General features: G+C 72.5%; 15 protein-coding genes and 1 pseudogene. 11 read left to right on the top strand and 5 right to left on the bottom strand.

All coding sequences use genetic code 11. The features are described 5' to 3' along the window. Positions 1-70: 70 nt before the first annotated feature. Positions 71-172, bottom strand: a pseudogene (locus tag QH283_RS18165) (CoA transferase); the annotation flags it as partial. Next, complete coding sequence (locus QH283_RS18160) at positions 169-1,341, bottom strand: acyl-CoA dehydrogenase family protein (RefSeq protein ID WP_280504182.1); 1,173 nt, start codon at positions 1,339-1,341, stop codon at positions 169-171. The gene QH283_RS18160 and the pseudogene QH283_RS18165, both read right to left, overlap by 4 nt. 199 nt (positions 1,342-1,540) lie before the next feature. On the opposite strand from QH283_RS18160, the gene QH283_RS18155 reads away from it, so the two are divergent. Continuing rightward, positions 1,541-2,548, top strand: coding sequence for a LacI family DNA-binding transcriptional regulator (locus tag QH283_RS18155; RefSeq protein WP_280504181.1), 1,008 nt, complete (start codon positions 1,541-1,543; stop codon positions 2,546-2,548). A gap of 143 nt (positions 2,549-2,691) precedes the next feature. Here the strand turns inward: QH283_RS18155 and QH283_RS18150 are convergent, their stop codons facing one another. The 3 genes from QH283_RS18150 to QH283_RS18140 form a co-directional block, all read right to left on the bottom strand. Further along, positions 2,692-4,743, bottom strand: coding sequence for an ATP-dependent DNA helicase (locus tag QH283_RS18150; protein ID WP_280504180.1), 2,052 nt, complete (start codon positions 4,741-4,743; stop codon positions 2,692-2,694). Positions 4,744-4,820: 77 nt separating this feature from the next. Next, positions 4,821-5,393 (bottom strand): nicotinamidase, encoded by a 573-nt coding sequence (locus tag QH283_RS18145; protein WP_280504179.1) that lies wholly within the window; start codon positions 5,391-5,393, stop codon positions 4,821-4,823. A 102-nt stretch (positions 5,394-5,495) separates the two neighbouring features. Continuing rightward, positions 5,496-6,809, bottom strand: a complete 1,314-nt coding sequence (locus tag QH283_RS18140; RefSeq protein WP_280504178.1) for a nicotinate phosphoribosyltransferase — start codon at positions 6,807-6,809, stop codon at positions 5,496-5,498. Between the two features lie 101 nt (positions 6,810-6,910). Between QH283_RS18140 and clpS the strand changes: the two genes are divergently transcribed. The 10 genes from clpS (at position 6,911) to QH283_RS18090 (ending at position 14,236) form a co-directional block, all read left to right on the top strand. Then, positions 6,911-7,261 carry an ATP-dependent Clp protease adapter ClpS gene (gene clpS / locus QH283_RS18135; RefSeq protein ID WP_280504177.1) on the top strand — a complete coding sequence of 117 codons (351 nt, stop codon included), beginning with the start codon at positions 6,911-6,913 and terminating at the stop codon, positions 7,259-7,261. Between the two features lie 75 nt (positions 7,262-7,336). Continuing rightward, the gene (locus QH283_RS18130; protein WP_280504184.1) at positions 7,337-7,906 is read left to right on the top strand and encodes a DUF2017 domain-containing protein; all 570 of its coding nucleotides are present in this window, start codon (positions 7,337-7,339) and stop codon (positions 7,904-7,906) included. A 104-nt stretch (positions 7,907-8,010) separates the two neighbouring features. Further along, on the top strand, positions 8,011-9,087 hold the full coding sequence (locus QH283_RS18125) for a P1 family peptidase (protein WP_280504176.1): 1,077 nt from the start codon (positions 8,011-8,013) through the stop codon (positions 9,085-9,087). Between the two features lie 161 nt (positions 9,088-9,248). After that, the gene (locus QH283_RS18120) at positions 9,249-9,686 is read left to right on the top strand and encodes a M67 family metallopeptidase (protein ID WP_280504175.1); all 438 of its coding nucleotides are present in this window, start codon (positions 9,249-9,251) and stop codon (positions 9,684-9,686) included. A 44-nt stretch (positions 9,687-9,730) separates the two neighbouring features. Further along, a complete protein-coding gene (locus QH283_RS18115; protein WP_280504174.1) occupies positions 9,731-10,018 on the top strand; it encodes a MoaD/ThiS family protein in 288 nt (95 codons plus the stop codon). Positions 10,019-10,024: 6 nt separating this feature from the next. Continuing rightward, positions 10,025-10,987 (top strand): PLP-dependent cysteine synthase family protein, encoded by a 963-nt coding sequence (locus QH283_RS18110; protein ID WP_280504173.1) that lies wholly within the window; start codon positions 10,025-10,027, stop codon positions 10,985-10,987. An 82-nt stretch (positions 10,988-11,069) separates the two neighbouring features. Further along, entirely contained in the window at positions 11,070-11,762 is a 693-nt protein-coding gene (locus QH283_RS18105) for a rhomboid family intramembrane serine protease (RefSeq protein WP_414689551.1), read from the top strand. A 277-nt stretch (positions 11,763-12,039) separates the two neighbouring features. Then, the gene (locus QH283_RS18100; protein WP_280504172.1) at positions 12,040-12,804 is read left to right on the top strand and encodes a cyclic nucleotide-degrading phosphodiesterase; all 765 of its coding nucleotides are present in this window, start codon (positions 12,040-12,042) and stop codon (positions 12,802-12,804) included. A 47-nt stretch (positions 12,805-12,851) separates the two neighbouring features. Then, on the top strand, positions 12,852-13,628 hold the full coding sequence (rph, locus tag QH283_RS18095; protein ID WP_280504171.1) for a ribonuclease PH: 777 nt from the start codon (positions 12,852-12,854) through the stop codon (positions 13,626-13,628). Beyond that, a complete protein-coding gene (locus tag QH283_RS18090; protein WP_280504170.1) occupies positions 13,628-14,236 on the top strand; it encodes a non-canonical purine NTP pyrophosphatase in 609 nt (202 codons plus the stop codon). The genes rph and QH283_RS18090 overlap by 1 nt, the downstream gene beginning before the upstream one ends. The last annotated feature ends 79 nt before the right edge of the window (positions 14,237-14,315 follow it).

The following is a 14,315-nucleotide window of genomic DNA, read 5'->3' as shown; positions in this document are numbered from 1 at the left end:
CCTATCCGCCCCCGGCCCGGGGGGGCCCCAATGGCCGGGGGGCGGCGCCCGCGCCGGGGCGTTCTATCTACACCCCCCCGGCGCCGCGGTCGGCCAGCAGCATGGTGGCGTAGGGGCCGGCGAGCACGCGACCGAAGTCGGCGATCACCAGCCCGTCGAGCGCGCCTGTCACCGGAAGGCCGCCTGGCCGGTGAGCGCCTTGCCGATGGACAGCTGGTGCATCTCGGAGGTGCCCTCGTAGGTCAGCACCGATTCCAGGTTGTTGGCGTGGCGGATCACCGGGTACTCGAGGGTGATGCCGTTGGCGCCCAGGATGGTGCGGCACTCGCGGGCGATGGCGATGGCCTCGCGCACACTGTTGAGCTTGCCGGTGCTGATCTGCTCGGGCGTGATCTCGTGGCGGTCCTTGATGCGGCCGAGGTGGTAGGCGAGCAGGTGGCCCTTGCCCAGCTCGAGCGCCATGTCGGCGAGCTTGGCCTGGGTCAGCTGGTAGGACGAGAGCGGCTTGTCGAAGACCTCGCGCGACTGCGCGTACTCGATGGCGGTCTCCAGGCAGTCGCGGGCAGCGCCCAGCGCGCCGAAGGTGATGCCGAAGCGGGCCTCGTTCAGCGCGGTGAGCGGGCCGCGCAGGCCCTCGGCCTTCGGCAGCACCGCCGAGGCGGGCAGGCGGACGCCGTCGAGCACCAGTTCGGAGGTGACCGAGGCGCGCAGCGACAGCTTGGCCTTGATCTCCGGCGCCGAGAAGCCGGGGGTGTCGGTGGGCACGACGAAGCCGCGCACGCCCTCGTCGGTCTGCGCCCACACCACGGCCACGTCGGCGATCGAGCCGTTGGTGATCCACATCTTGGTGCCGTTGAGCACCCAGTCGTCGCCGTCGCGCTTGGCGTGGGTGCGCATGCCCGCCGGGTTGGAGCCGAAGTCGGGCTCGGTCAGGCCGAAGCAGCCGATGGCCTTGCCCGCGGCCATGCGCGGCAGCCACTGCTGCTTCTGTTCCTCGCTGCCCCAGTGGTGGATGGAGAACATGGCCAGCGAACCCTGCACGGACACCAGGCTGCGGATACCGGAGTCGATGGCCTCGAGTTCGAGGCAGGCCAGGCCGTAGGCGGTGGCGCTCATGCCCGCGCAGTCGTAGCCCTCCAGGTGCATGCCGAGCACGCCGAGCTCGCCCAGTTCCTCGGCCAGCTCCCGGGCGGGCAGCTGCGCCTTTTCGAACCACTCGGCGATGTGCGGGCGGATGCGCTCCTCGCCGAACTTGCGCACGGTGTCGCGGATGGCGATCTCCTCGGGCTCGAGCAGGGAGTCGAGGGCGAACAGCTGGGTCAGGCTCTGGGGCTTGGACACGGTTCCTCCGGGCGTCGGCGACAGGCTGTCGGGTGGTGGTTCTCGGGGGTGGGCTCGGTGCTGGAGCACGATGTGAAAACGTTTGCGATAACGATTGCGAGAACGTTTGCATGCAGTAGGGTAGGGCTCGATCGGAACGCCGTCAACTGCCGTTTACCCGTCGAGAGTCTCGACGAACATCGAAGAGGATCTGCCGGACATGTCTCGACCCTCACGGGCGCCGACCCTCAAGGAGATCGCCGAACGGGCCGGGGTCCACGTCTCCACCGCCTCGCGGGTGCTGCGCCAGCCCGAGCCGGTGGACGGCTGGTCGGCCTCGGCGCGGCGGGTCAGGGAGGTCGCCGCCGAACTCGGCTACCAGCCCAATCTGTGGGCGGCCAGCCTGCGCACCCGCAAGACCACCACCCTCGGCGTGGTCATGCCCCGGCTGACCGACGGTGTCGTCGCCACGACCTATCAGGGCATCGAGGAGGCGGCCACCCGCGCGGGTTACTCGGTGCTGCTGTCCAGCCCGCCCGACGAACCGGAAGCCCAGCGCCGCGCGATCGAACTGCTCTGCGGCAGGCAGGTCGACGGCCTGTTGCTGAGCAGCCTGCACGCGCCGGGCGGGCCGTTCGTCGAATCGCTGTCGGTCGGGCCGCTGCCCATCCTCACCGTCACCAGGCATGCCGACGCCGGACTTCCCTTCGTCGGTGGTGACGACCGGCGCGGCGGCGCGCTGGCCGCGCGGCACCTGCTCGACCGCGGCTACCGCGATATCGCCGTGATCGCGGGCCCCGGTCACGCCACCACCGCAGGCGATCGCGTCGCGGGTTTCCTCGGCGCGCTCGCCGAGGCCTCGATCGGCCTGCCGCCGGAGCGGGTCGTCGCCTCGGCGTTCGACGTCGCCGGTGGCGTCGAGGCGGGCAGGCGGTTGCTCGACCGGCCGGACCGGCCGAGGGCGATCTTCGCCGTCACCGACACCATCGCCGTCGGCGTGCTCGGTGTGGCGCGCGATCTGGGCCTCTGCGTGCCCGGCGATCTGGCGGTGGTGGGCTACAACGACATTCCGATCGTGGCGCAGTTGCCGGTGCCGCTGAGCACGGTGCGCTCGCCCGCGCACGACATCGGCGTCACCGCGGTGCGGGTGCTGCTGGACATGCTGGCGGGCAAGGAGGTGGAGTCGGTGCGGCTGCCGGTGCGGTTCATGGCGCGCGGGAGCAGTTGAGCCGGACCGAGGGGTCCCCGCGCCGCGTGCAGGGCGTGGCGCGGGGACCGGATACGCCCGTGGGGGAATTGGGGTTTCCACCGGCTGTATCGGTGCTCAATGTAGTTTCGTACAGAACTATCGCGGTCTGTTTGTGTGCCGAATCACAGTGGCGCGGTTTCGGTGAGGCGGCGCAGCGCCTTGGTCACCACCTCGGGATCGGCGGTCTCCCAGTACGGCGGCAGGGTGGCGCGCAGATAGCCGCCGTACCGTGCGGTGGCCAGCCGGGAATCGAGCACCGCGATCACCCCGCGATCGTCGACACTGCGCAGCAGGCGGCCGGTGCCCTGTGCCAGCAGCAGCGCCGCGTGATTGGCCGCGACGGTGAGAAAGCCGTTGCCGCCGCGGGATTCGACCGCGCGCTGGCGGGCGGCCAGCAGCGGGTCGTCCGGGCGGGGGAACGGAATGCGGTCGAGGATCACCAGACTCAGCGACGGGCCCGGCACGTCCACGCCCTGCCACAGCGACAGGGTGCCGAACAGCGAGGTCGGGTGGTCCTCGGCGAACTTGCGCACCAGCGCGCCGGTCGAATCGTCGCCCTGGCACAGCACCGGGGTGTCCAGCCGCGAGCGCATGGCCTCGGCGGCGGCCTTGGCGGCGCGCATGGAGGAGAACAGGCCGAGCGTGCGCCCGCCCGCGGCATCGATCAACCGCTCGATCTCGTCCAGGTAGGCCGGCGGCAGGCCGTCGCGCCCCGGCGGCGGAAGATGCTTGGCCACATACAGAATGCCCGCCTTGGCGTGGTCGAAGGGGGAGCCGACGTCCAGCCCGTCCCAGTGCACCGTGCCTGCGTCGGCGGGCGCGGCGGCGCCGTTGGCCGTGGCCGGGTCGACCGTCTCGCCCGACTGCGCGGGCAGGCCCCAGGTGACCGCGAGACTGTCGAAGGAGCCGCCGATCTGCAATGTGGCCGAGGTCAGCACCACCGTCGCCGCGCCGAACAGCCGCGCCCGCAGCAGCCCGCCCACCGACAGCGGCGACATGCGCAGGGTCTTGCGGGTGACACCGGTCCGCGACTCCTCGGCCGAGAGCCAGATGACGTCGCGGCGGGCCGAGGGATCGGGCTCGTCGAAGGCGCCGAGCGCGCGCACCGCGGCGTCGTGCACCTCCTCCACGGCGGCCAGGGCGAACGTGCGGGCTGCGGCGTTGTCGGGATCGCCCTGGGGTTGGCCGCCGCCGGGCGGGGCGAGTTCGGTGCGGGCGTTCCACGCGGCGTCGCGCACCAGCGCCAGGGTCTGGGCGGCGCCCTCGGGCAGCCTGTCCCAGCGGGTGGGCGGCAGCTCGTCGAGCAGGGTGTGCCAGGCCTCCGCGGCCCCCTCCAGCCGGTCGACCTCGCGTTCGTCGACGAGTTTCGCGCAGCGGCGGGCGGCGGCGCTGATGCCGTTGGCCGACAGCTCGGCGGTGGCCACGCCGGTGACCCGGTCGACCAGCTCGTGCGCCTCGTCGATCACCACCACGTCGTGCTCGGGCAGGATCTGGATGCCGCTGATGGCGTCGATGGCCAGCAGCGCGTGGTTGGTGACCACCACATCGGCCTGGGCGCTCTCGGCGCGGGCCCGCTCGGCATAGCAGTCCTGGCCGAACTGGCAGCGCGACTTGCCGAGGCACTCCCGCGAGGACACGCTGACCTGCCGCCACGCCCGGTCGCTCACGCCGGGTGCCAGATCGTCGCGGTCGCCGGTGTCGGTGTCGGAGGCCCACTCGTTGAGCCGTTGCACCTCGCGGCCGAGCCGGGAGATGGCGAAGGCGTCGAACAGCTCGGCCTCGGCGGGCTCCTCCGGGATCGCGCTGTTGATCTTGTTCAGGCACAGATAGTTGTTGCGGCCCTTGAGGATCGCGAAGCGCGGCGCGCGGCCGAGCGGTGTCGCCAGCGCCTCCGACAGCCGGGGCAGATCGCGGTCGACCAGCTGGCGTTGCAGCGCGATGGTGGCGGTGGAGACCACCACGGTGCGGCCGGTGCGCACCGCGTGCCGCAGGCTCGGCACCAGATAGGCCAGCGACTTGCCGGTGCCGGTGCCCGCCTGCACGGCCAGATGCCGCTTGGTGTCGATGGCGTGGTCGACGGCCGAGGCCATCCTGATCTGCCCCTCCCGTTCCCTGCCGCCGAGCGCGCGCACGGCGGTGGACAGCAGTTCCGAGGTGGGAGGCAGTTCGGGCACGCGAGCAGCCTACTGCCCGGCACCGACAGCGGCTTGCTCGCGACGGTGCGCCCGTCGACCGTCCGCTCGACCGGTGGCTACTGCCCGCCCGGTACCGATCCGGTGAGCTCGACGCCCGCCGCGCGCAATTCGGCGAGGGCGCGCCGCACCGTCTCCGGGGCGACGCCCGCGGTGAGATCCAACAGCACCCTGGTGTCGAACCCGGCGGCGCGGGCGTCCAGGGCGGTGGCGCGCACGCAGTGGTCGGTGGCGATGCCGACCACGTCCACCGCCTGGATGTCGCGGGCGCGCAGCCAGTCGGTCAGCGAGCTGCCGTCGGCGGCCGCGCCCTCGAAACCGGAGTAGGCCGCGGCGTACTCGCCCTTGGAGAAGATCTCCTGCACGCCGGTGGTGTCGAGGGCGGGGTGGAATTGCGCGCCGGGGGTCCCCACCCGGCAGTGCGGCGGCCAGCTGTCGACGTAGTCGGGAGTGTCGGAGAAGTGCGCGCCCGGGTCGATGTGATGGTCGCGGGTGGCGACCACGGCGGCGTACTCGCTGCCCGCGAGGTGGGCGTTGATCTGCTCGGCCACGGCCGTGCCGCCCGCGACCGCCAGCGAGCCGCCCTCGCAGAAGTCGTTCTGCACGTCGACGATGATGAGCGCCCGATTCATGCTCCGAGATTACCCGCGCCGGTCGGAGCCGTCCTGCCCATCGACGACGGCAGACGACGACGGCAGACGACGACGGCAGAGGCGGTGGTCGCGCGGCGCGACTCAGCCGACGAAGGTGGTGGGAATCGCGGGCTCGCCCTCGGACAGTTTCAAGCCCTCCCACGGCAGGCTCACCAGACCGCGCCGCACCAGCTGCCTGCTCTCGGCCAGCGTGGGCAGGCCTGGCACCTGCGCGCCGCCGCGCACCAGCGGCACGAGCAGCTCGCGCGCCAGGAACTCCCCGTCCGACGGCGCTTCCCCGGACGCCGGATACACCACTTCCTCGACGATCGTGCCGGACGCCTTCGCCAGCCGCCGCGCCCGCTTGATCCCGCCGCGCGACTGCTTGTGGCTGCTGCGCTTGACCACCGGCACGCCCTCGACCTCGACCAGTTTGTAGACCATGCCCGCGGTCGGTGCGCCTGAGCCGGTCACCAGGGAGGTGCCGACGCCGTAGCTGTCCACCGGTTCGGCCCGCAGCGCCGCGATGGCGTACTCGTCCAGGTCACCGGAGACCACGATGCGGGTGTTCGTCGCGCCGAGCGCGTCGAGCTGGGCGCGGACCTGCCCGGCCAGCACACCCAGATCGCCGGAGTCGATGCGCACCCCGCCCAGCTCGGTGCCCGCCACCCGGACGGCGGTGGCCACGCCCTCGGTGATGTCGAAGGTGTCCACCAGCAGCGTGGTGCCAACGCCGAGCTGGGCGACCTGGCTGCGGAAGGCCTCGGCCTCGTGCGCGCCGTCGGGACCGCTGTGCAACAGGGTGAAGGCGTGCGCGCTGGTGCCCGCGCCGGGAACGCCGTAGCGGCGCACCGCCTCCAGATTGGAGGTGGCGTCGAAACCGGCCAGGTAGGCCGCCCGCGCGGCGGCCGGTGCGGCCTGCTCGTGGGTGCGCCGCGAGCCCATCTCGATCAACCGCCTGCCACCGGCGGCGGAGACCATCCTGGCCGCGGCCGAGGCCACCGCGCTGTCGTGGTTGAAGATCGACAGGATCAGCGTCTCCAACAGCACGCACTCGGCGAAACTGCCGCGCACCGACAGGATCGGTGAGCCGGGGAAGTACAGCTCGCCCTCGGCGTAGCCGTCGATGTCGCCGCCGAAGCGATAGCCGCGCAGCCAGTCCAGGGTCCGCTCGTCGAGCACCGGCGCGACCACCGCCAGCTCCTCGTCGCCGAAACGGAACCGTCGCAACGCCTCGAGCAGCCTGCCGGTGCCCGCGACCACGCCGTAGCGGCGGCCGTGCGGCAGCCGCCGGGCGAACACCTCGAACCCGCACCGGCGGTGCGCCGAGCCGTCGGCGAGCGCGGCGGCGAGCATGGTGAGTTCGTACTGATCGGTCAGCAGCGCGGTGCTCGCGGCCTGGTCACGGGAATCCACTCCGTCACTGTAGACAGCGCGGACGGGCGGCGGTCCGGCTCGCGCGTGCGCCCGGCGAGCGGGGTGTTGAGGATCTCACGGCGCGTCGTACCCTTGACGACATGGGCTTGTGCAATGCGTACCCGGCGCCGGCAACTCTGTCAGCGGCACAGCCAACCCTGCAGGCGGCGCAGGCGACCCCGGAAGCGGTGGAGTACACCGAGATCCTGGAGGCCGAGGACCGGCCGTGGGTGACCGTGGTCTGGGACGATCCGGTCAACCTCATGCACTACGTCACCTACATCTTCCAGAAGCTGTTCGGCTACAGCAAGGCCAAGGCCACCGAGCTGATGCTGCAGGTGCACAACGAGGGCAAGGCCGTGGTCTCCAGCGGCTCACGCGACAAGATGGAGCACGATGTGCGCCGACTGCACGCGGCCGGGCTGTGGGCCACCATGCAGCGCGACGAGTGAGGCCGCCGCCGGGGTTGCCCGGACCGGCCGGGCGTGGGACTACCCTGACGCACGTGCGTGATGGGACGAACGATCGTGCGTAAGTGGACCAGGAAGAACTCCCTGGGCGGGCCGAAGCTGCGCGCCGAGATGGACAGGCACGAGGCCGAGGTGTTGCGCTCCCTCGTCGGCGCGGTGTCCGGGCTGCTCACCGAGCGGGCGCAGTCGGCGCCCGAGGACGAACTCAGCGCGCTCACCGGGCTGCGCACCGGCAACAGCAACCCGCCCGACGACCCGCGGCTGGCGCGGTTGCTGCCGGAGTTCCACCGTCCCGAACCCGGTTCGCCGGACGCCGACCGCGCCGGGCTCAACAGCGCGCTGCGGGCGCTGCACGAGCCGGAGATCATCGACACCAAGCTGGCCGCGGGCGCGGTCGTGCTCGAGACGGTCCCGGCCGGCGGCGGCAAGATCGTGCTCACCCCGGAACAGGCCGACGCCTGGCTGACCGCGCTCACCGATGTCCGGTTGGCGCTCGGCACGGTCCTGCGGATCGACGCCGACACCCCCGACCGGTACGAACCCGACGATCCGCGCGCCCCGCACCTGGACGTCTACCACTGGCTCACCTGGATGCAGGACAGCCTGCTCCAGGCGCTCGCCCCCTGAACCGCCGAGGTCTGCCCGCCGGTGATCGTGTTCGGCGGGGCACACCGTGATCGGCGTCCCGAACCGTGGCGACACCCGCGGTGACCACGGCCGAGGAGGTCCTCGTGACAGCTCACCCCGGAGCCCGTGACGCGCTCACCGACGTGGCGGGCGTGCTCGTCGGGCACCACCACGCCCTCGACCCCGACGCCGCCCTCGATCCCGACGCCGCGCTCGGTTCCGGCGCGGCCACCGGCTGCACGGTGGTGCGCGTGCCCGGCGGGGCGGTGGCCGCGGTGGATGTGCGCGGCGGCGGGCCGGGTACCAGGGAGACCGATCTGCTCGACCCGGCCAACACGGTCACGCGGGCGCACGCGCTGCTGCTCAGCGGTGGCAGCGCCTACGGCCTCGCCGCGGCCGACGGGGTGATGCGGCTGCTGGAGGAACAGGGCGAGGGCATTGCGATGGACCCGGCCGACCCGAGCCGGGTGGTTCCCATCGTGCCGGGCGCGGTGATCTTCGATCTGCCGGTGGGGGATTGGCGCATCCGCCCGACCGCCGAGTTCGGTTATCGCGCTGCCCGCGACGCCGCCGCCGAGTTCGCGCGCGGCTCGGTCGGCGCGGGTGTGGGCGCGCGGGCGGGCGCGCTCAAGGGCGGCGTCGGCTCGGCGAGCGTGGTGCTCGACGACGGTCCGGCCGAGGGTATGACGGTGGCGGCGCTGATCGTGGCCAATCCGGTCGGTTCGGTGTTCGACCCGATGACCGGCCTGCCGTGGGGCGTCGGCACCGACGGTCCGGGGCACTTCGGCCTGCCGGTGCCCGATCCGGTGCATCTGGCGGCGGCCAACGCCCTTCCGGTCAAGGGCACCGTCCTCAACACCACCATCGGCGTGGTCGCCACCGACGCCGCGCTCGGGGTCACCGGCTGCCGCAGGCTGGCCACCACCGCGCACGACGGACTCGCCCGCGCCATCCGGCCCGCGCATTCTCCGCTCGACGGCGACACCCTCTTCGCCCTCGCCACCGGCGCCGTGCCGATCCCGGACGCGCCGCTGCCCGCCGCCTTCCCACCCGATCTGCTGGTTCTCGACGCGCTCTGCACCGCGGCGGCGGTGTGTGTGGAACGCGCCGTGGTCGACGCCGTGCTCAGCGCGACCGCTGTGGCCGGCATCCCCGCCTACCGCGATCTGTTCCCCTTCTGAACCCGCTCCCGGCGGCCGACGTGGACGCCACCGGCGCGCGCACGGGCGGCCCGCGGGGGAATAGGCACCTAAGCTGGCTGGTTGACGGCAGTGACCCGGGCAATCGACCCGGGCGGTCGACCCGGGACGACGCGGACAGTTGTGCGGAAGGCGTGAGTCAGGTGCTGGTGATCACATCCGAGCTGGTGGAGGCGATGGTGGCGCACGCCCGCGCCGACCATCCCGACGAGGCGTGCGGGATCATCGCGGGCCCGGAGGGCTCCGACCGGCCGGTGCGCTTCGTGCCCATGACCAACGCCGAACGCTCGCCCACCTTCTACCGCTTCGACTCCGGTGAGCAGCTGAAGGTCTGGCGGGCGATGGACGACGCCGACGAGGAGCCGGTGGTCATCTACCACTCGCACACCGCTACCGAGGCCTACCCCAGCCGCACCGATGTCTCCTACGCCTCCGAGCCCGGCGCGCACTACGTGCTCATCTCCACCCGCGACCCGGACCGGCACGAACTGCGCAGCTACCGCATCGTCGACGGCGTGGTCACCGAGGAACCGGTCCGCGTGGTCGACGCCTACTCCGACGAGGCCGTCACCGCCTCGTGACGGCACCCAGCAACAGACCCCACCCAGCGACATCAGGAGAGTTCATGTCGGTCACCGTGTCCATCCCGACCATCATGCGCGGCCTCACCGGCGGCGAAAAGCGCGTGCAGGCCGAGGGAGACACCCTCTCCGCGGTCATCGCCGATCTGGACGCCAACCACCCCGGCCTGGCCGAACGGCTGCTCAAGGACGGCAAGCTGAACCGCTTCGTCAACATCTACGTCGACGACGAGGACGTCCGCTTCACGGGCGGTCTGGCGGCGGAGGTGCCCGAGGGCGCCAGTGTGACCATCCTGCCCGCGGTCGCGGGCGGCGCGCCGGCCGATCGCTGAGCCGACGTGGCGCGCTACGAATCGCTGATCGCGACCCTCGGCGACACCCCGCTGGTGGGGCTGCGCAAGCTGTCGCCGCGGTGGGACGGTGAACAGCACGTGCGGCTGTGGGCCAAGCTCGAGGACCGCAATCCCACCGGCTCGATCAAGGACCGGCCCGCGCTGCGCATGATCGAGCAGGCCGAGGCCGACGGCACGCTGCGCCCCGGCTGCACCATCCTCGAGCCGACCAGCGGCAACACCGGCATCTCGCTGGCCATGGCCGCCAAGCTCAAGGGCTATCAGCTGGTGTGCGTCATGCCGGAGAACACCTCCGTGGAACGGCGGCAGCTGCTCACCATGTACGGCGCGCGCATCATCGACTCACCCGCCGCGGGCGGGTCCAACGAGGCGGTGGCGGTGGCCAAGCGGCTCGCCGCCGACAACCCGGACTGGGTGATGCTCTACCAGTACGGCAACCCGGCCAACGCGCAGGCGCACTACGACACCACCGGCCCCGAACTGCTCGCCGACCTGCCCGAGATCACCCATTTCGTGGCCGGGCTCGGCACCACCGGCACCCTCATGGGGACAGGCCGGTTCCTGCGCGAGAAGGTGCCGGGAATCGAGATCGTGGCCGCCGAGCCGCGCTACGGCGAGCTGGTCTACGGCCTGCGCAACATCGACGAGGGCTTCATCCCGGAGCTCTACGACGAGACCGTGCTCAGCTCGCGTTTCTCCGTCGGACCCTACGACGCCGTCCGGCGCACCCGGGAGCTGGTCGCCGAGGAGGGCATCTTCGCGGGCATCTCCACCGGCGCCATCCTGCACGCCGCGCTCGGCGTCGGCCGCAAGGCGCTGAAGGCGGGCAGACGCGCCGACATCGCCTTCGTGGTCGCCGACGGCGGCTGGAAATACCTGTCCACCGGCGCCTACGACGGCACCCTCGAGGAGGCCGAGAGCAGGCTCGAAGGCCAGCTGTGGGCGTGAGCCGCCACGGCAGCACGGCCGGTCGGCGGGCGCGGCTTCGGTAGCCTCGAAGCAAGCGGAACATCGACGGAGGAGGTCGGCCATGTCCGGCGGTTCGGGCCTCGGCCCTTCGTACGATCCGGGGCGGTTCGCGCCACCGGCCCCCGCGCCGACGGGCCGCCCGCCCGCCACCGGCTTCGGCGCGGTCCGCCAGATGTGGTTGCAGGCCGCGGCGCTGATCACCGGCTTCGTGCTCGTGCTGTGGGCCGTCGAGGGCATCGACGCCCTCGACTCCCGCGACTACGACCAGGCGGGCATCCAGCCCCGCGAGGCCGACGGGCTGTGGGGCATCCTGTGGGCGCCGCTGCTGCACAGCGGCTGGGACCACCTGATCAGCAACACCGTGCCGGTCTTCGTGCTCGGCTTCCTCGTGCTGGCCGCCGGCGTCGGGCGCGGGCTGGTGGCCACCGCGATCATCTGGGTGGTCGCGGGCGTCGGCACCTGGCTCACCGGCGCGGACGGCACCGTGCACGTGGGCGCCTCCGCGCTGGTCTTCGGCTGGCTGACCTTCCTGATCCTGCGCGGCTGGTTCGCCCGAAGTGGGTGGCAGATCGCGCTCGGCCTGGTGGTGCTGCTGTTCTACGGCTCGTTGTTGTGGGGCGTGCTGCCAGGCCAGGACGGGATCTCTTGGCAGGGGCATCTTTTCGGCGCCATCGGCGGTGTGGTCGCGGCCTGGGCGCCGCACACCCGCCGCCGCGCCCTCGCCCGTCGCACCCCGCCCGCGGCCGGATACTGAGCCCGATGCCCCGCCACCGCGGGTTCCCGGCCCGTGCGGCGGTGGCGGCCGTGGCCGCGTCGCGCCGGGTTCCGTCATGTCCGGTATCGTTGCCGCGCAGCGGTATTCGCGACCGGTGCATGCCCGGTGCGGCGTCTGGGTACCCTCGGGGAATGGACGACGAGGTTCGTGGCAGTCTCGAGCGGGAGCCGGCGGTGCCGCCGCGCGCACGGGGCGGCCGCCGGCAAAATCGGGGGATCGTTTCGTGAGCGATGTTTCGTCGTGGCAGCATGAGGGCATGCGCCTTACCGTCCTCGGGTGCTCGGGCAGCGTGTCCGGCCCGGACTCCCCAGCGTCGGGGTACCTGCTGACCGGCCCGGACATGAAGCCGGTCGTCATCGATTTCGGACCGGGTGTGCTCGGCGCGCTGCAGCGCCACGTCGACCCGGGGGAAGCCGACATCTTCCTGACGCATCTGCACGCCGACCACTGCCTCGACCTGCCCGGCCTGCTGGTGTGGCGGCGCTACCACCCCACTCCACCCGTCGGGCGCGCCATCGTGCGCGGCCCCTCCGACGCCCCGCTGCGCATCGGCAACGCCTCGGCCGAGGTCGGCGGCGAATGCGACGACTGGTCCGACGTGATCGACCACCGCGCCTGGCAGGAGGGCGAGGTGGTCGAGTTCGGCCCCGGCCACACCGTCACCGCGCGTCGCATGTACCACCCGCCGGAGTCCTACGGGCTGCGCATCCGTACCGCCGCGGGCCGCACCTTCGTCTACACCGGCGACACCGCCATGTGTGATGCCGTCCAGGAGCTCGCCGAGGGTGCCGACGTCCTCATGGCCGAGGCGTCGTGGACCCACGACCCGGACAACCGCCCGCCCGGCATCCACCTGTCCGGCACCGAGGCCGGGCAGATCGCCGCCCGCGCCGGGGTACGGGAACTGCTGCTCACCCACATCCCGCCGTGGACCTCGCGGGAGGACGTGATCGCCGAGGCCAAGGCCGAGTTCACCGGTCCGGTGCACGCGGTCGCGCCGGGGGAGACCTTCGAACTCTGAGCGGACACCCGGTTTTCGGCGGCGGGTCGTCGTCTAGGCTGGCCATCGTGTCGAGACGAGCCGATGGCAGGGCGGACGACGAGCTCCGCGAGGTCCGCATCACCCGGGGATTCACCACGCATCCCGCGGGATCGGTGCTGGTGGAGTTCGGGCAGACCAGAGTGATGTGCACGGCCAGCGTCACCGAGGGGGTGCCGCCGTGGCGGCGCGACTCCGGTCTGGGCTGGCTGACCGCCGAGTACGCGATGCTGCCCGCCGCGACCCACACCCGTTCGGGCCGGGAGTCGGTGAAGGGCAAGGTCGGCGGCCGCACCCAGGAGATCAGCAGGCTGATCGGCCGCTCGCTGCGCGCCTGTATCGACCTGGCCGCGATCGGCGAGAACACCATCGCCATCGACTGCGACGTGTTGCAGGCCGACGGCGGCACCAGGACCGCCGCCATCACCGGGGCCTACGTGGCGCTCTCGGACGCCATCACCTGGCTCGGCGCGCGCGGCGCGCTGGCCGACCCGCAGCCGATCTCGTGCGCCATCGCCGCGGTCAGCGTCGGCGTGGTGGACGGCCGGGTCCGGCTGGACCTGCCCTACGAGGAGGACTCGCGCGCCGAGGTGGACATGAACGTGGTGGCCACCGACACCGGCACCCTGGTGGAGATCCAGGGCACCGGCGAGGGCGCCACCTTCCCGCGCTCCACCCTGGACAAGCTGCTCGACGCGGCGCTGGCGGGCTGTGAGCAGTTGTTCGCGGTGCAGAAGCAGGCGCTGGCGCTGCCGTACCCCGGTGAGCTGCCCGAGCCCATCGAGCCCGTGTCGAAGAGGAAGTGATGAGCGCGCGGGTCCTCGTCGCCAGCCGCAACGCCAAGAAGCTGGCCGAACTGCGCCGCATCCTCGCCGAGGCCGACGTGGTCGGGCTGCAGGTGGTCGGCCTCGACGACGTGCCCGCCTACGAGGAGGCGCCCGAGACCGGGGCGAGCTTCGAGGAGAACGCGCTGGCCAAGGCGCGCGACGGCGCCGCCGCCACCGGACTGCCCTGTGTGGCCGACGATTCCGGCCTCGAGGTGGATGCGCTGAACGGCATGCCCGGGGTGCTCTCGGCCCGCTGGGCGGGTGCCCACGGCGACGACGCGGCCAACAACGCGCTGCTGTTGGCCCAGCTGCGCGACGTGCCCGACGAGCGGCGCGGCGCCCGCTTCGTCTCCGCCTGCGCCCTGGTCGTGCCAGGCGGGCGCGAGCTGGTGGTCCGCGGGATCTGGCCGGGCAGCATCGGCCGCACACCGGTGGGCGACGGCGGATTCGGCTACGACCCGCTGTTCCTGCCCGAGGGCGGGACGGGTTCGGCCGCGCAGCTCGGCCCGGCCGAGAAGGACGAGGCCTCCCATCGCGGCCGCGCGCTGCGGCAACTGCTGCCCGCGCTGGCCGCGCTCGCGAACTGAGCTGCCGCGGGCCCGGCCCCCCCGCGGCCGGGGGGCGGGCTGGGGGCCAGGCGGGGGGCCCCCGCCGCGGGGGGGGGGG

It is taken from the genome of Nocardia farcinica (genome assembly GCF_029867845.1).
GTDB lineage: Bacteria > Actinomycetota > Actinomycetes > Mycobacteriales > Mycobacteriaceae > Nocardia > Nocardia farcinica_A.
The sequence above is the reverse complement of the archived record's forward strand: the minus strand, read 5'-3'. Positions and strand labels throughout refer to the sequence as shown.